Here is a 16,850-nt window from a genome sequence, read left to right as displayed (position 1 = left end):
GACCGGTCAGGGGTTCCCCTCACCCTTTCGGGTTTCAGCGCAGGCGGCGCGGTCCCAGGTCGAGGCGGGTGCTCGGCTCGGGACCGATACGCACCCGCGAGTCGGTGAGCTCAGCGCCGGACGCGCTCGCCAGCACCGGCTCGCACACCAACTCCCGAACCTCGGGCAGGTCGTCGCCGAGCGCCGAGATGCGCTGCAACAATTCGACGAGCGCCGCCCGGTTCACGCCGGGACCGCCGCGGTAGCCGGCCAGCAGCGGCGCCGCCTTCGGCGCGTCGATCAGTTCGCCCGCCTCGTCCTCGGTGAGGGGCAGCACCCGGTACGCCCGGTCGCCGAGCAGACCCGAGATGACCCCTGCGAGACCGAACGAGATCAGCGACCCGAACGACGGGTCGTCCTGGACTCCGATAACGCATCCGAAACCCTTGGTCGCCATCTTCTGCACGTACAGTCGCCGGTCCCCGGACGCCTCCGCGAGGTCGCGGTAAGCCCGTCGCACGGCGTCCGCTGTGTCGAGGTCGAGACGCACCCCGGCGAGGTCGGGCCGGTGACGCCACTGCTCGCGGGTCGCCTTGACCGCGACCGGGTATCCGAGCTTCTCCGCCGCCGCGACGGCGTGCGCCTCGCTGGACGCCTCCGCGAACCGGGCAACGCCGACGCCGTAGCACGCCAGCAGTTCCGCGGCCTCGAAGTCGGTGAGCCAGCGGCCTTCTCCCCCGCTGTCCTCGAGCCAGCCGGCCACGAGTGCGGCGGCGCGATCGGCGTCGATCCCGTCGGGGCGCACGACGCTGGAGACCGGACGTTCACGCCACTGCGCGTACCGCCATGCCCGTGCGAGCGCGAGCGCGGCGCGTTCGGGCCCCGGGAACGACGGGACCGAACCCCGCACCGGGTGACCGTCGGGACCGCGCACCGCCAGGACGTCGGGAATGCCCTCGGCGGCGAGAAAGGTGGTGACGATCGGCTTCTCGGAATCGCCCGCGGCGTCCCGTAGCGCCTTCGCGTACGGTTCCGGGTCCATCGCGACCGGCGGTACGAACACCGCGACCACCGAGTCGACCTCCGGATCCTCGATGGCGGCGCTGACCGCACCCGCGAACTGCTCGGGGGTGGCCTGCGGACCGAGGTCGACGGGCTCGGCGGCGACGAGTCCCTCGGACCGCGCGGCATCGACCGCGAGCAGTCCGAGTGCCGACGAGTTCCCGATCACGGCGAGCCGGGGCCCGGCCGGCAGGGGTTGGTAGCCGAAAAGCACAGCGCAGTCGAAAAGTTGGGCGATCGATCCGACCTGCACGACACCGGCCTGGGCGAACAGGTCGTGGACGATGGTGTCGTCGATCTCGACTCCGGTGGCCCGGAGAGCAGCGGGCACGGCGTGGCGGCCCGACTTCACCGCGACCACCGGCTTGTTGCGGGCGACGCGTCGCGCGATGCGGGAGAACTTGCGCGGATTGCCGAACGACTCCAGGTAGAGCAGCACCACTTCGGTCTCGGGGTCCGTGTCCCAGTACTGGAGCAGGTCGTTGCCCGAGACGTCGGCGCGGTTGCCCGCGGAGACGAAGGTGGACAATCCGATTCGCCGCCGCGCGGCCTCGTCGAGGATCGCGATGCCGAGCGCACCGGACTGGCAGAAGAACCCGACCTTGCCGCCGTGCGGCAGGACCGGCGCGAGCGTGGCGTTCAACTGGACGGCCGGGTGGGTGTTCGCGACGCCGAGTGCGTTCGGCCCGACCAGACGCATGCCGTGTGCCCGCGCGGCGTGCACGAGACGACGTTCCTTCGCGTACCCGTCGGAGCCGGTCTCGCCGAATCCCGAGGACACGACGACGAGCGCCTTGACGCCCTTGGCGAGGCAGTCGTCGAGGACCGAGTCGATCGCCTCGGCGGGCACCGCGACCACCGCCAGGTCGACCGGGTCCGGGATGTCGCGCACCGACGAGTACGCGCGAACTCCGCGCACGGATCGGCGTTCGGCGTTGACGGGGAACACCGGGCCCGCGAATCCGGCGCCGAGCAGGTTCCGCAGCACCGCGTTTCCGACCTTGGCGTCGTCGGTGGACGCGCCGATCACCGCAACCGACTGCGGGCTGAGCAGATTGCGGACACTGCGTGCCTCGGCGGCCCGCTCGCGCGCGTTGCGGACCGTCAGCAGTGCCTCGGTGGGGTCGATCGCGAACTCGAGTCGCAGCACACCGCCTTCGAAGCTGCGACTGACCTGATAGCCGGCCCCCCGGAAGACCGCGACCATGTTGCGGTTCTCGGCGAGCACCTCGGCGACGAACATCGTCAAACCGTTCTCTGCGGCCGCACCGGCGAGGTGTTCGAGCAGGATCGGGCCCAGTCCGCGGCCCTGGTGTTCGTCGGCGACGACGAACGCGACCTCCGCGGACTTGCCGTCCCCGACCTCCAGCAGTCGCTCGTACCGCCCGACGGCAATGATCGCGTCACCGAGGATCGCGACGAACGCGACCCGATTGTGGTGGTCGACGGTGGTGAACCGCACCAGGTCGCGCTGGGACATGGTCGGATACGGCCCGAAGTACCGCAGGTAGCGGGTGCGCTCGGACAGCTTCGCGTGGAAGGCGACGAGCCGGTCGGCGTCCTCGGGGGTGATGGGGCGCAGGTGCACGGCGCCGCCGTCGGTCGCGAGGACGTCGGCGATCCAGTGGGCAGGAAAGACCGGCTTGTCCGGCGGCGTGTCGGCAGTGTCTCGGTCGGTGCTGTCGGTGCTGTCGGTGCCGGGGTCAGTCACGGGGATCCTCCGGATCGAGGCCGAGCAGCGGGAAACTGGCCCTCCGCGTGGCGATGATCGCCGCGTCGACGCGAATCAACGCGCGATCGACGGCGTTCACGCCGGTCTCGGGCGTTCCGCCCGGCCCGTCCCAGGGCAGGTAGTCGGTGTCGCCGTTGTCGGTCATCGTGGTCGGCAGGTCGACGGAAGGCGCCTTCGCGGCCACCGCCTGACGCCAGGATTCCGGCACCGCGACGCCGGGGTCGAGGTCGCGGCCGAGCACGGTCGCGATCAGGTGCGTCCATGACCGCGGCACCACCCGGACGAGGCCGTATCCGCCGCCGCCGACCGCGATCCATCGTCCGTCTGCATAGCGGTCGGCGAGGTCGCGCATGGCCCGGTACGCGGCGCGTTGGCCGTCGACGGTCAACGACAGGTCGGCGAGCGGATCCTCGCGGTGACTGTCCGCGCCGCACTGACTGATCACGATCTGGGGTTTGAACGCGGCCACAGCGGCGGGAACGATCGCGTGGAATGCTCTCAGCCACACGGAATCCACCGTCCCGGGGAGCACGGGGACGTTCACGGAGGTGCCCTCACCGGCGCCCGACCCGACCTCGCTGGACCAGCCGGTGTTCGGCCACAGGGTGGCGGGATGCTGATGGACGGAGACGGTCAGGACCCGGGGGTCACCGAGGAAGGCGTGCTGGACGCCGTCACCGTGATGCGCGTCGACGTCGATGTAGGCGATCCGGTCGAATCCGTTGTCCAGCAACCAGGAGATCGCGATCGCGGCGTCGTTGTACACACAGAAGCCGGACGCCCAGTCCGCCATCGCGTGGTGCATGCCGCCGCCGATGCTCACCGCCCGACGTGTGCGTCCGGAGGCGATCTCCCGAGCCGCGGCGAGGGTGCCTCCCGCGAGGATCGCGCTGGCCTCGTGCATCCGCGGGAAGATCGGATTGTCCTCGCTGCCCAGCCCGTGCGGGGCGACGTCGCTGTCGGCACGCGCGTCGGTCAGCCGCTGCGCGGGCGGCCCAGCGGATCCCGCCTCCTTCACCGCCGCGATGAGCCCCGGCGTGTGGATTCGGAGCAGATCTGCGTCCGTTGCGGGCTCGGGCGCGACGACTTCCGCGCCCTCGATCAGACCGAGGCCGGTCGCCAGCGACATCGTGAGGTCGAGCCGGGTCGGATTCATCGGATGGTCTGCACTCCACCGATAGTTCAAGTAGTCCGGACTCCACACGACCACCCCGTCTGCGGCGGGCGTCGGAGTGCCTGGACTGGTCGTTGCGTCCATGTCTGTCACGCTACTTGCGCCGTCGGGGAAGCCGCGAGCGGTAGGCGTTGTTGTACTTGTCGACGTGTCGGTGGCGGTGTCCGAGCGCGACGACGCGCGACGCGGGCTGTGGCATGGGTCGCATCGTCCGCGCGTGTGGCACCTGTTCGTCGGACACCCCCGGTAGAATCACCGGGAACGAAGGGGCGTGAGCGTGAAGGATCTGGTCGATACCACGGAGATGTACCTCCGGACGATCTATGACCTTGAAGAAGAGGGCGTCATCCCACTGCGGGCTCGCATTGCCGAGCGGCTGGAGCAGAGTGGACCGACCGTGAGCCAGACGGTGGCGCGGATGGAACGCGACGGGCTGCTGCTCGTCGCGGGCGACCGTCACCTGGAGCTGACCGAGAAGGGTCGGGAGCTGGCGGTGGCGGTGATGCGCAAGCATCGTCTCGCCGAGCGACTGCTCGTCGACGTGATCGGTCTCGACTGGGACCAGGTGCATGCGGAGGCGTGCCGCTGGGAGCACGTGATGAGCGAAGAGGTCGAGCGGCGTCTGGTGCAGGTGCTCGACAATCCGACGACGTCGCCGTACGGCAACCCGATCCCCGGTCTCGCTCAGCTCGGGCTCACACGGCCCGACAGTGAGGCCGAGACGCTGATCCGTCTGACCGAGGTGCCCGCCGGGCAGCCGACGGCGGTCGTCGTCCGCCGGCTCGCCGAGCACGTGCAGTCCGATCCCGAGATCATCGCGCTGCTGCGCGCCGCCGGTGTCGTGCCCGACGCCCGCGTCACTGTCGAGACCCACCCGGACTCGGTGACGATCACCGTCCCCGGCCACGACGGTGTGGACCTTCCCGCCGAGATGGCGCACGCCGTCCAGGTCAAGCAGGTCTGACTCGGTGCGACTTCTGGTCACCGGCGGAGCCGGCTATGTGGGAAGCGTGTGCGCGACAGTGCTGCTCGAGCGCGGACACGACGTGGTGGTCGTCGACAACCTGTCGACCGGCAACGCGGACGCGGTGCCGGTGGGCGCCGAGTTCGTCGAGGGTGACGTCGCCGACGTCGCGGAGCGGGTGCTCGGCGGCGGGAACTTCGACGGTGTGCTGCACTTCGCGGCTCAGTCGTTGGTGGGCGAATCCGTCGAGGAACCGGCGAAGTACTGGCAGGGCAACGTGGTGACGACCCTGACGTTGCTCGAGGCGATGCGTGAGGCGGGCACCCCGAAGCTGGTGTTCTCGTCCACCGCCGCCACCTACGGCGAACCCGACAGCACCCCGATCACCGAGAACGATCCGACGCGACCGACGAATCCGTACGGCGCGACGAAGTTGGCGATCGACCACGCGATCACGTCGTACGCGAACGCGTACGGCCTGGCCGCGACGAGCCTGCGGTACTTCAACGTGGCGGGCGCGTATCGCGGCGCAGGCGAGAACCGGGTCGTGGAAACGCATCTGATTCCGCTGGTGCTGCAGGTGGCGTTGGGGCAGCGGGAGAAGATCTCGGTGTTCGGCACCGACTGGCCGACGCCGGACGGCACCGCGGTCCGCGACTACATTCACGTGCTCGACCTCGCCGACGCCCACCTGCTGGCACTCGACCACGCCACCGCCGGGACCCACACCGTGTACAACCTCGGCAGTGGTGCCGGTTTCAGTGTGCGCGAGGTCATTTCGGCGTGCCGTCGGGTGACGGGACTGCCGATCACCTCCGAGGACGCCCCGCGCCGGGCAGGCGATCCGGCGGTACTGGTCGCGTCAAGCGACCGTGCCATCGCCGATCTCGGTTGGCAGCCGAAGCGCACCGACCTCGACGTGATCGTGGCCGACGCATGGCAGTACCTTCAGGAACTCGGCGACCGCTCGCACGCCGCACGTCGGAACTGACACGAGCTCGCGGACCGCGCACACCGGCGGTCCGCGAGTTCACTCGTTTCGCGCTCCCCCTGTCGAGGTGGCCGATACTGCACCGCCGCGGGATGCGACGTGCAATGCTGCACACCATTCGAGAGCCGTTGCCGGCTCGCCGCCGATGTGTGTGAGCAAAGGACGATGCCCGTGACGGTGCGCATCCGACCCGTGCATTCCCGGACCGTGTGGGCAGCACCCGCGGCGCGTTCGCTGTTCGTCCTCCTGACTGCGCTCCTCCTGATTCCGGCGCCACTCGCCGCCGCGGCATCCGCCGACACCGCCAGTGTGCCCGGAGGGGGCAGCGCCTCCGGCTCCCTCGAGCCCAGCGGGCTCGAGCAGGCGCACAACCCGGACTGGATGAGCGCGCTTCCCGACGACACCGGCCTGTCCGAGCTGTCACTGCCCGGAACACACGACACGATGGCGGCGCGGGCCTCGGTGTTCGCAGACACACAGGATGTGGACCTGCCCACCCAGCTTCGGGCCGGTGTGCGGGCGGTGGACATCCGGACCCGACATTTCCGGGACGTCTTCCCGATCCATCACGGGCTCGAGTACCTGCACACCAACTTCACGAATGTCGTTGTGCAGCTGACCGATTTCCTCCGCGAGCACCCCACCGAGACCGTGGTGATGCGGCTGAAGGAGGAGTACACGCCCGCGGAGAACACGCGCAGCTACGAGGACACCCTGAACTGGTACATCCACGACGATCCCGAGACGGGCCCCCGGCTCCGCGAGCACCTGTGGCCGGCGGACGGGAACCGCTTCCCGACACTCGGTGAGGCACGCGGGAAGATCGTGGTGATCGAGGGTTTCGATGCCGAGGAGACGTTCGGTCCCCGCTGGGGCACTGCGGGCATGGACATCCAGGACACCTACGAGCTCACGGGGATCGGCGACGTCGACCGCAAGTGGGACCTGGTCCGGGCCCAGTTCGACCGGGCCGCGTCGGGCGACGCGCAGACGTTCTTCGTCAACCACCTCAGCGCGACCGGCAACCCTGCCGCGCTCGTGACCGGAACGGTGCCCGTCACGGTGGCGCGGGGCGTCCCCGGCACCATCGGGATCCTCGACCGGGCGGAGGACTACCTCGAGGCGAACCCGATCGGGCGCACCGGTGCGGTGATGGCCGACTATCCCACCGCGGAACTGGTCGACGAGCTCGTCGCCCGCAATTTTCGCTGACTGCGGCGGCTCTCCCGTCAGACCGGTGCGACGGGCGGCAGGGTGACCCCGAGGTCCGCGGCGCTGTCCCGACCGGTTTCGGCGAGGTCGACGATCGCGCTGGGCTGAATTCCGTGGCGCAGGGCCATGTCGAGGAGGCCGGCGAGCCGGTGTTCCGGATCGGCGTCGAGTGCGGCGGCGAGTGCGATCCCGGCGAGTGGACCGTTTCCGCGGACGTACGCGCTGAACCCGAGCAGCGCGGCCGGTTCCGCCCTGGCGCGGCCGGGGAGCGCACGGGCGAGCGTGATCCACACCTGCTCGGCGACGTCGGCGGCGTCCGTGAGAGCCAATCCGAGAACGGAGTCCCGCACCGGTACCCGTTCGAGTGCGACCGACAGCGCGGCGATCTCGTTGTCCGTGAGGTGACCGGTCGACTCCATCGCCGCGATCCTCACGAGCACGAACTCGAGCTGTTCCCGATCGCTGCGATTTCCCGATGCCGGGTGCCGCGCGAGCGCCAGCAGGCGTCCCAGTGCGCGCTGTTCCCGCCGGTGCAGCGGGGCAAGAACGTCCACGAGTTGGTCGCGCGATTCGAGAATGGGTCGGCCGCGAAGTACCTGCGCCACAGCCACTCTCGATGCTCTCGGGTCGGGCAGGAGCCCACCCGCACTGTCACCCGCCAGGCTCCACCAGCGCCGTCCGGCGACCAGCGCGGTCGTGGCGTGTACTGCGATCGCGGCGATGCCGACCTCGTCGAGGCAGTCGACGAAGTGGTCGACGAACACATCGTTGCTCTCCGCTGCGGCTTCGTCGTACCGGTCGTCGACGACGACCGTCACGACGGCCTCGGCTCCGGCCTGCGCGCACACCCCGGCAATGTGTTCGAGGCCGAACCGGTCGTCGGCAGTGACGATCCCGCGCGGCAGGTCCTGCCTCATGACGCACTGGACCACGGTCGGGTCGCCGCCGAGGCAGACCGCGACGAGCGAGCGGTGCGGCCGGAATCCGAGCAGGGCAGGGATGGCTGCGATCAGATCGCCCGGCTTGCTGATCTTCACCCGTGATCGACCGTCGGGCAGAGGATTCGGTTGTGTGGTTGCCATGCCACGAACCGTCCCTGACACGTCCGACCTCACCCCCGCCCGCGACGACCGGAATCGGCCGACCTGTGGACGGCGGACTGCCTCCGTCCACAGGCTCGGAGGAACGGTTTACTTCTGCGCTGCCGTGACCTTCTGGACGGCCTCGGTGAACACCTGGTCGAGCGCGGCCGAGTCGGGCGCGGCGTCGCCGAACGACATGTGCGTCGCGGAGATGCGCACGTCGTCGACCTGCGCCACCAGTCGCAGCATCGACTGCGTGACCTTCTGGTCCGCGTTACCGGACGTCACGGTCTGACGAATCGCCATCGTGTCGTCGGCGTTCAGCGGCGGCGCCGGCAGCATCGTGGTCGTCACCGTCGCGGTGGCACCGTTCCTCGTCGTCGTCACCTCGGGGCACTGTTCGAGCTCCGCTTCGCGGGTGGCGAGTGGACGGTCGACCCGGGCCAGCTCGACGGAGATCGTCGCCCGTGCGGCGTTGTCGGTGCCGACGATCAGGGCGGCGGCATCGGGACCGAATTCCTGAGGCGGCGGCTTGCAGCCCGCCGGATCGACGGTAGCGCCTGCCGGGATCCCGTCGAGGTCGGAGGTCGCCTGCTCGACGGCATCGTCGGGCAGCACCAGAGCCTCGTACTTGGCCGGGAAGTCGGCCGGGGTGAGCAGCATCGACGAGAGCGGAGCCGCGATCGTGCCGGTACCGGTTCCCGACCCGGTCGACCCGCTCGTGCCCGGACCGGTGATGTCGGGTACGACCGCACCTGCCGCTCCGTCGGGCTCGGCGACGCCGGACACATCCGACGAACAACCGGCCAGGGTGAGGGTCACGGCGGCGAATCCGGCCACCAGAATGCGGCGTCTCAACGAACTTCCTCTCGGGTCGCGTGGTCAAGCACCTCAACTCTGCCAGGTGGCGGTGCCGTCACCTGCGACCCTGCGCGGGCGCGTCTCCCCGAAATGGGAATGATGTCACCCGCGGTCACGTTGAACGCAGCGGGAGACCGGGCGCCCGACCAGGGTGGCGCACACCCTCGACCGGTAAGGGACACTGGTCACAACGAAAACGTGAAGGGGTTTGGCGATGAACGAGCAGTCGGGCATGTACGAGCTGGAGTTTCCGGCACCGCAGGTGTCCGCGGAGGACGGCCGGGGCCCCGTTCTGGTGCACGGCCTCGAGGGCTACTCGGACGCCGGGCATGCCGTCAAGCTCGCAACCACGCACCTGCGCGAGAGCCTCGAGACCGAACTGGTCGCCTCCTTCGCCGTCGACGAGTTGATCGACTACCGCTCGCGGCGGCCGACGATGACGTTCAAGTCGAACCAGTTCTCGGACTACGACGCACCCGAGCTGAACCTGTACGCGCTCAAGGACACGGAGGGCACACCGTTCCTTCTGCTCGCGGGCATGGAACCGGACCTGAAGTGGGAGCGGTTCACCACCGCGGTTCGACTGCTCGCGGAGCAGTTGGGCGTCCGCCGCACGATCGGCATGAACTCGATCCCGATGGCGGTTCCGCACACCCGCCCGCTGGGCGTCACGGCGCACTCGGCCAATCCGGACCTGGTCGGCGAGAACGAGGGCTGGCCCGGTGACCTGCGCATTCCCGGCAGCGCGTCGTCGCTGTTGGAGCTGCGGATGTCGCAGCACGGACACGAGTCGATGGGGTACTCGGTGCACGTGCCGCACTATCTGTCGCAGGCCGACTACCCGGCCGCAGCCGAGACACTGCTCGAGCGGGTCGGTGAGATCGCCGATCTCACCCTTCCGCTGGCCGCGCTCGGCCAGGCGGCCGCACGGGTCCGTGAGCAGGTCGATGCGCAGGTCAACGGCAACGACGAGGTCGAGTCGGTGGTCAAGGCGCTCGAGCAGCAGTACGACACGTACGTCACCGCACAGGAACGTCAGTCGAGCCTGCTCGCCACGGAGAGCGAACTGCCCAGCGGCGACGAGCTGGGTGCCGAATTCGAGCGCTTTCTCGCCGAGCTGGGCGACTCGGATGGCGACGACGGAACCGGCCCCGACACCGGCGAGCGGGGTGTGTGAATTCGTTTTACAGTTACCGGGCGCGCCAGGGTGATCATCTATACGATCGTCCAGATCATCGCTCGGCATGGTCGGTCCAGCCGGTTGGCTGGGCCGACGAACGACAGGAGTGACCCATGGGCGGAGACCGACCCCGCGTACTTCGCACCGTGCCCGACACGGAACCGCGTCTCGAGTACCGGACGATCCACGGTTACCGCCGGGCGTTCCGGATTGCCGGTAGCGGTCCCGCACTCCTCCTGATCCACGGAATCGGCGACAACTCCGCGACCTGGAACGAGGTCATTCCGCACCTTGCGAAGAACTTCACCGTCATCGCCCCCGACCTGCTCGGGCACGGGCGCTCCGACAAACCGCGTGCCGACTACTCCATTGCGGCGTACGCGAACGGGATGCGGGACCTCCTGACCGTCCTGGGCATCGACCGCGCGACGGTGGTCGGGCATTCGCTCGGTGGCGGCGTGGCGCTGCAGTTCTCGTACCAGTTCCCGCAGATGGTCGAACGGCTCGTTGTCGTCGCCCCGGGTGGCGTCACGAAGGACGTGAATCCGGCACTGCGGTTCGCGGCGCTCCCGATCGCCAACGAGGCGTTGCGGCTACTGCAGGTACCGGGTGTCGTCGATCTCGTCGCGGGGCTCGGGATGATCGCCGACCACCTGTACAAGGGGCCGTTCAAGTCGCTGGACATCTTCCACGATTCGCCCGACCTCGTGCGCGTGCTGCGCGACCTTCCCGATCCGACCGCACGCGAGGCGTTTCTCCGCACGTTGCGTGCGGTCGTCGACTGGCGCGGTCAGGTCGTGACCATGCTCGACCGATGTTATCTGACGGCCGACCTGCCGGTTCAGATCATCTGGGGCGATCGCGACGCCGTCATCCCCGTCAGTCACGCGCACCTCGCGCACTCCGCGCTCCCCCACTCCCGGCTCGACATCTTCGAGGGCAGTGGGCACTTCCCCTTCCACGACGATCCCATCCGATTCCTGCGGGTCGTCGAGGACTTCGTCGCCACCACCCGCGCCCACGACTTCAGTCAGGACGAGTGGCGGCAGATGCTCGTCGACGGCGTCGGCGAGTCCCAGATCAGCGGTCCCAGCACGACGCGCGAGGCCGTACTGGACGCGATGGGCGCCGACGAGCGCAGCGCCACCTGAGCCGTCGCATCGCTCTCGCATAACCTGTATCGGTGCTGCTCTCCGAACTGGTTCCCGACCGCCCCGACGCGGACACCCTCTTCGACGCCTTCGCGGGCTGGGCGTCCGACCGTGGGCTGACGCTGTATCCGGCGCAGGAGGAGTCGCTGATCGAGATCGTGTCGGGCGCGAACGTCATCCTGTCGACACCGACGGGGTCGGGAAAGTCGATGGTCGCCATCGGGGCCCACTTCGCCGCGCTCGCCGACGGCAGACGCACCTTCTACACCGCGCCGATCAAGGCACTGGTCAGCGAGAAGTTCTTCGCCCTCTGTGAGGTGTTCGGTGCCGAGAACGTGGGCATGATGACCGGCGACGCATCGGTGAACTCGTCGGCGCCGATCGTCTGCGCGACAGCGGAGATCGTCGCGAACCTGGCGCTGCGCCAGGGCGCGGACTCGGACATCGGGCAGGTCGTGATGGACGAGTTCCACTACTACTCCGAACCGGATCGCGGCTGGGCGTGGCAGGTGCCGCTGATCGAGCTGCCGAACGCCCAGTTCCTGCTGATGTCGGCGACGCTCGGAGACGTCTCGTTCTTCCGGGACGACCTCACTCGCCGCACCGGCCGGCCGACAACCGTCGTCGGCGGAACGGAACGGCCTGTGCCGCTGACCTTCTCGTATGCGAAGACACCGATCGGCGAGACGATCGAGGAACTGGTCACCACACATCAGGCGCCGGTGTACGTCGTGCATTTCACGCAGGCGGCTGCGTTGGAACGCGCGCAGGCGTTGACGAGCGTCAACATGTGCTCCAAGGAGGAGAAGGCCGCGATCGCCGATGCGATCGGCGCCTTCCGATTCACGACGGGCTTCGGCAAGACACTGTCGCGGCTGGTGCGGCACGGCATCGGAGTCCACCACGCGGGCATGCTCCCGAAGTACCGACGGCTCGTCGAACGGCTCGCGCAGGACGGCCTGCTCAAGGTCATCTGCGGCACCGACACACTCGGCGTCGGCATCAACGTGCCCATCCGCACCGTCCTGATGACCGGTCTGACGAAGTACGACGGAACCCGGACCCGGCACCTGCGGGCCCGCGAGTTCCACCAGATCGCCGGCCGCGCGGGTCGCGCCGGCTACGACACGATGGGCACCGTCGTCGTGCAGGCGCCGGAGCACGACATCGAGAACCACCGCCTGGTCCAGAAGGCGGGCGACGATCCGAAGAAGCTCAAGAAGATCCAGCGCAAGAAGCCGCCAGAGGGGTTCGTCTCGTGGGGTGAGCCCACGTTCGAACGGCTGGTCGCCGCGGCGCCGGAACAGCTCACGTCGCGGTTCCGGGTGTCGAACTCGATGCTGCTCAACGTGATTGCCCGACCCGGCAACTGCTTCACCGCGATGCGGCACCTGCTGGAGGACAACCACGAGTCGCGGCCCCAGCAGCGCAAGCACATTCTCCGGTCGATCGCCCTGTACCGCGGGTTGTTGCAGGCGGGCATCGTCGAGCAGCTGGACGAGCCGGACGAGAACGGATCGTGGGCGCGGCTCACGATGGACCTGCAGCGCGACTTCGCCCTCAACCAGCCACTGTCACCGTTCGCGCTCGCCGCAATCGAACTGCTCGACGAGGAGTCCGTCACGTACGCACTCGACGTCGTGTCGGTGATCGAGTCGACCCTCGACGATCCGCGGCAGATCCTGATGGCCCAGCAGCACGCCGCGCGCGGCGAGGCGGTGCAGCAGATGAAGGCCGACGGCATCGAGTACGAGGAGCGGATGGAACTCCTCGAGGAGGTCACGTGGCCCAAACCTCTCGGCGACGTGCTGTACCCGGCGTTCGAGACGTACCGAGGTGGGCACCCGTGGGTGTCGGAGTTCGCGTTGTCCCCGAAGTCGGTGGTGCGGGACATGGTCGAGAAGACGATGACGTTCGCCGAACTGGTCAGCCACTACGGCCTCGCCCGCTCGGAGGGCCTGGTGCTCCGCTACCTCGCCGACGCGTATCGCGCTCTGCGACAGACGGTTCCGGACTCTGCGCGCACCGAAGAACTCGAAGACCTCATCGAGTGGCTGGGTGAGCTGATCCGCCAGGTCGATTCGTCACTGCTCGACGAATGGGAGCAGCTGACCAACCCGGGTGTCGAATCCGACGACCAGCAGGTCGCGTTCGGCGCCGACATCCCGCGGCCGGTGTCCGCGAACGTCCGAGCGTTCACGGTCATGGTCCGCAACGCGATGTTCAAGCGGGTCGAGCTCGCGTCCAGGAAGCGCTGGGACATGCTCGCCGAGTTGGGCGACGGACTCGAAGCCGACGACTGGGCGGACCTGATGGAGCTGTACTTCGAGGAGTACGACGAGATCGGTACCGGCCCCGACGCCCGCGGACCACAGCTGTTCACCGTGTCGCGGGAGGCGGAACTGTGGCGAGTGCGGCAGACCATCGCCGACCCCAATGGCGACCACGGCTGGGCGCTGGTCGGCGAGGTCAACCTCGCGGAGTCCGACGCGGCGGGCGAGGTCGTGTTCGACGAGTTCGAGGTGGTCGAGGGATGACCGCGACGTCCGTCTCCCGGGTCGCCCAACCTCCCCACCCCCCGAACCGCATACCGATCCTCGGGGATGTGCTCGGCATCGACACGGTCAAGCCGATGCAGAAGACGGCACGGATGCTGGCGCAACTCGGTCCGATCTATCAGCGTCGCATCCTCGGCCTGCGTCTGACGTTCGTGGGCGGCGCGGACCTCGCCGCGGAGGTGAACGACGACACGACATGGCAGAAGGCCGTGGCGCGTCCGCTGCAGATGCTGCGCCCCATCGTCGCCGACGGGTTGTTCACCGCCCACAACGACGAGCCGAACTGGGCGAAGGCGCATGCGATTCTCGCGCCCGCGTTCACCCAGGCGTCGATGCGGTCCTATCACGACACGATGCGCGACGTCGTCGACGAGATGTGCGCGTCGTGGGACGCGACCACCGGTGACCTCGACGTCGCGGCGGAAATGACCAAGCTGACGTTGGAGACGATCGGGCGCTGCGGTTTCGGCTACCGCTTCGACTCCTACAACCGCACCGAACTCGATCCGTTCATCCCGGCGATGAACAACGCCCTCGGATACGTCCAGAAGCAGGGTGTCCCCGTCCCCGGCCGGGCGCTGTACGACACAGTCACGGGACGCGCTCGCGCCCACCGGAACAACATCGAGCACATGTTCGGAGTCGTCGACGACGTCATCGCGGAACGGCAGGCCGATCCACACGACGACCCCCGCGACCTGCTCGACCTGATGCTCACGACCCGCGACCCCGAGACGGGCGACATGCTCGACGCCGTCAACGTGCGCAACCAGATCCTGACGTTCCTCGTCGCCGGTCACGAAACCAGTTCGTCCGCACTGGCTTTCGCACTGCATCTCCTGGCGCACCATCCCGCCGAGGTGGAGAAGGCACGGGCCGAGGTCGACATACTGTGGGCAGACTCCCCCACCGTGAGTTTCGAGCAGGTCGCGAAGCTGCGATCAGTGCGCCGCATCCTCGACGAGACCCTGCGATTGTGGCCGACGGCGCCGGGCTACTTCCGGGAAGCCAAGCACGACACCGTCCTCGGCGACCGGTACCCCATCCGCGCCGGGCAGATGGTCATGGTGGTGCTGCAGAGCATCCACACCGATCCCGCGGTGTGGGGAGACGACGCCGACGAGTTCCGGCCGGACCGCTTCCTGCCGGAGCAGGTGCGCGCCCGACCGGGGCACGCCTACAAGCCGTTCGGCACCGGAATCCGAGCGTGCATCGGACGCCAGTTCGCGTACCACGAGATGATCCTGGCACTGGCCACGATCCTGCACCGCTACGACGTCACCATCGACACGTCGATCCCGCTCGACGTGCGGGAACAGCTGACGCTCAAGCCCGAGGGCGTGCGCATGTCGGTGACGCGGCGCCGGGTGTAGTCCCGATCCGCAGTGGCGTCACACTCGGTGGCGCCACTGCGCGGAACCTGTCGATGGGGTCACCGACCGTGCGCCGGCTCCGAGGCCGTCACCGCGGCCCATAGCCCCCGTCGGGTCCGTAACCCCCATCGGGTCCGTAGCCACCGCGTGGGCCGTAGTCCCCACGCGGCCCGTAGTTGCCGCTCGGCCCGTAGTCACCGTCCGGTCCGTAATTGCCACTCGGTCCGTAGTCACCGTCCGGCCCGTAGTCACCGTCCGGCCCGTACTGGCCGGTGGGTCCGTAGCCGCCGCTCGGGCGGCCTCCGTCCATCGGCGCCGACTCCGGTACCTGCGTTGTCGTCGGTGCCGCCGTCGCGCGCCACGTGGGCTGCGGAACCTGGTCCATCGTCTGCTGCTGCACAGCGTTCGACGGTGCGGCAGCTTCGGTGGTCGGCAGGAGTCCGGACAGTGCGCCCGCGATCACGAGGTCGGCGACGAAGTTTCCTCCGGACTGCTCTCCCTGAACGACTGCCGCGTCACCGATCTCGAGGTTCTCGAACTCGTCGCCCTGCAGCGTGACGATGCGGGTGGCAGCCGTGGTGCCGATCGTGATCTTGGTCCCGTCCTCCGCTTTCAGGACGAAGGTGTCGCCGGCGACGGTGTCGACGGTTCCCGACGTGGCGAGGAACATTCCGGGGCCTGGCGCCGGTGCCGCAGACGTGGTGGTGGGCGGCGCGACCGTCGTCGCTGCGACAGGGACGGTCGCGGGCTCACTGCTCGACCCGCTGGATCCCGCGAAGTAGCCGGCGGCGGCACCGAGCACCAGTGCGGCGACGGAGGCACCCACCGCGACGATCCTTCCTCGCGATCCCGACGACGCGGGCGCTTCCGGGGTCGGTTCGGGTTCGGGTTCGGGTTCCGGGTCCGGTTCCACGCGCGGGATCACAACGGTCGGATCGGAATTCATGTCGAACGGATGGGACACGGGTCGAGCCTCCTCATGACAGTGACAGCGCACAGACATGCCCGGATGCTCGCCCGGACATCGAAGTGCCCATCGCGACCGTCGCGATGGGCGTTACCCATTCAGTCCTGTGGGTGCATGATCGGCTTGGCTCGCCGCTGCTGACGGTTGGACGCCTCACGCTTCGCGGCCTGCTGCTCACGAATGCGCTTCTCGTCCTTGCGGACCTCGACGAGGCTGGCCCGTTCCGCGACCAGCCAGTCGGGCTGGTCCGCGAGCAGGGCGTCGATCTGTTCGGTGGTGAGCGCGTCGGTGACACCGCCGCGAGCGAGTCCGGCGATGGACACGCCGAGCATGTCTGCGACCACGTTCTTCGGGTGCGGGCCGTTGGCCCGCAGGTCCTGCAGCCACTGAGGCGGGTTGGTGCGCAGTTCGGCCAGTTCGTCTCGGGTGACGACGCCGGAGCGGAACTCGTCGGGCGTCGCATCGAGGTACACGTCCAGCTTTTTCGCCGCCGTGGCAGGCTTCATCGTCTGGGGTGTCTTCTGGGCACTCATGGGTCAAGAGTATCGACCGGTAACCTGACTG

General features: G+C 68.7%; 13 protein-coding genes. 7 read left to right on the top strand and 6 right to left on the bottom strand.

The genetic code is table 11. The features are described from left to right. Positions 1-34: 34 nt before the first annotated feature. Positions 35-2,662: a bifunctional acetate--CoA ligase family protein/GNAT family N-acetyltransferase gene (locus tag FFS72_RS06620; RefSeq protein ID WP_137873259.1), complete on the bottom strand. Its 2,628-nt coding sequence runs from the start codon at positions 2,660-2,662 to the stop codon at positions 35-37. An 82-nt stretch (positions 2,663-2,744) separates the two neighbouring features. After that, on the bottom strand, positions 2,745-4,031 hold the full coding sequence (locus tag FFS72_RS06615) for an acetoin utilization protein AcuC (protein WP_137873190.1): 1,287 nt from the start codon (positions 4,029-4,031) through the stop codon (positions 2,745-2,747). Positions 4,032-4,224: 193 nt separating this feature from the next. On the opposite strand from FFS72_RS06615, the gene FFS72_RS06610 reads away from it, so the two are divergent. The 3 genes from FFS72_RS06610 to FFS72_RS06600 all read left to right on the top strand — a co-directional run bounded on the left by FFS72_RS06610 (position 4,225) and on the right by FFS72_RS06600 (position 7,114). Then, positions 4,225-4,911: an iron-dependent transcriptional repressor DtxR gene (locus FFS72_RS06610; RefSeq protein WP_137873258.1), complete on the top strand. Its 687-nt coding sequence runs from the start codon at positions 4,225-4,227 to the stop codon at positions 4,909-4,911. 4 nt (positions 4,912-4,915) lie between these two features. Next, positions 4,916-5,902, top strand: a complete 987-nt coding sequence (gene galE, locus FFS72_RS06605; RefSeq protein WP_137873189.1) for a UDP-glucose 4-epimerase GalE — start codon at positions 4,916-4,918, stop codon at positions 5,900-5,902. A 171-nt stretch (positions 5,903-6,073) separates the two neighbouring features. Next, positions 6,074-7,114 (top strand): phosphatidylinositol-specific phospholipase C, encoded by a 1,041-nt coding sequence (locus FFS72_RS06600; protein WP_249353158.1) that lies wholly within the window; start codon positions 6,074-6,076, stop codon positions 7,112-7,114. A 17-nt stretch (positions 7,115-7,131) separates the two neighbouring features. Here FFS72_RS06600 and FFS72_RS06595 read toward each other — a convergent pair whose 3' ends face one another. Next, positions 7,132-8,196 (bottom strand): DUF4192 domain-containing protein, encoded by a 1,065-nt coding sequence (locus tag FFS72_RS06595; RefSeq protein WP_249353157.1) that lies wholly within the window; start codon positions 8,194-8,196, stop codon positions 7,132-7,134. Positions 8,197-8,304: 108 nt separating this feature from the next. Next, a complete protein-coding gene (locus FFS72_RS06590; RefSeq protein ID WP_249353156.1) occupies positions 8,305-9,054 on the bottom strand; it encodes a sensor domain-containing protein in 750 nt (249 codons plus the stop codon). A 217-nt stretch (positions 9,055-9,271) separates the two neighbouring features. Between FFS72_RS06590 and FFS72_RS06585 the strand changes: the two genes are divergently transcribed. The 4 genes from FFS72_RS06585 (at position 9,272) to FFS72_RS06570 (ending at position 15,319) form a co-directional block, all read left to right on the top strand. Next, positions 9,272-10,234 carry a proteasome assembly chaperone family protein gene (locus FFS72_RS06585; protein ID WP_137873187.1) on the top strand — a complete coding sequence of 321 codons (963 nt, stop codon included), beginning with the start codon at positions 9,272-9,274 and terminating at the stop codon, positions 10,232-10,234. A 116-nt stretch (positions 10,235-10,350) separates the two neighbouring features. After that, positions 10,351-11,388 carry an alpha/beta fold hydrolase gene (locus FFS72_RS06580; protein WP_137873186.1) on the top strand — a complete coding sequence of 346 codons (1,038 nt, stop codon included), beginning with the start codon at positions 10,351-10,353 and terminating at the stop codon, positions 11,386-11,388. A 32-nt stretch (positions 11,389-11,420) separates the two neighbouring features. Then, a complete protein-coding gene (locus FFS72_RS06575; protein WP_137873185.1) occupies positions 11,421-13,925 on the top strand; it encodes a DEAD/DEAH box helicase in 2,505 nt (834 codons plus the stop codon). Beyond that, a complete protein-coding gene (locus FFS72_RS06570) occupies positions 13,922-15,319 on the top strand; it encodes a cytochrome P450 (protein ID WP_137873184.1) in 1,398 nt (465 codons plus the stop codon). The genes FFS72_RS06575 and FFS72_RS06570 overlap by 4 nt, the downstream gene beginning before the upstream one ends. Before the next feature lie 88 nt (positions 15,320-15,407). On the opposite strand, the gene FFS72_RS06565 is transcribed toward FFS72_RS06570, so the two are convergent. Both FFS72_RS06565 and FFS72_RS06560 read right to left on the bottom strand, forming a co-directional pair. Continuing rightward, entirely contained in the window at positions 15,408-16,145 is a 738-nt protein-coding gene (locus FFS72_RS06565; protein WP_137873183.1) for a hypothetical protein, read from the bottom strand. A gap of 239 nt (positions 16,146-16,384) precedes the next feature. Next, entirely contained in the window at positions 16,385-16,819 is a 435-nt protein-coding gene (locus FFS72_RS06560; protein WP_137873182.1) for a DUF5997 family protein, read from the bottom strand. Positions 16,820-16,850 lie beyond the last annotated feature (31 nt).

It is taken from the genome of Rhodococcus sp. Q (assembly GCF_005503035.1).
GTDB lineage: Bacteria > Actinomycetota > Actinomycetes > Mycobacteriales > Mycobacteriaceae > Rhodococcus_G.
Note: the sequence above shows the minus strand (reverse complement) of the source record. Positions and strands in the feature narration are given on the sequence as shown.

Coding starts and splice junctions, on each gene's coding strand:
- FFS72_RS06580 (WP_137873186.1), top strand. CDS start 10,351: ATGGGCGGAGACCGACCCCGCGTACTTCGCACCGTGCCCGACACGGAA.
- FFS72_RS06560 (WP_137873182.1), bottom strand. CDS start 16,819: ATGAGTGCCCAGAAGACACCCCAGACGATGAAGCCTGCCACGGCGGCG.
- FFS72_RS06570 (WP_137873184.1), top strand. CDS start 13,922: ATGACCGCGACGTCCGTCTCCCGGGTCGCCCAACCTCCCCACCCCCCG.
- FFS72_RS06585 (WP_137873187.1), top strand. CDS start 9,272: ATGAACGAGCAGTCGGGCATGTACGAGCTGGAGTTTCCGGCACCGCAG.
- FFS72_RS06615 (WP_137873190.1), bottom strand. CDS start 4,031: ATGGACGCAACGACCAGTCCAGGCACTCCGACGCCCGCCGCAGACGGG.
- FFS72_RS06595 (WP_249353157.1), bottom strand. CDS start 8,196: ATGGCAACCACACAACCGAATCCTCTGCCCGACGGTCGATCACGGGTG.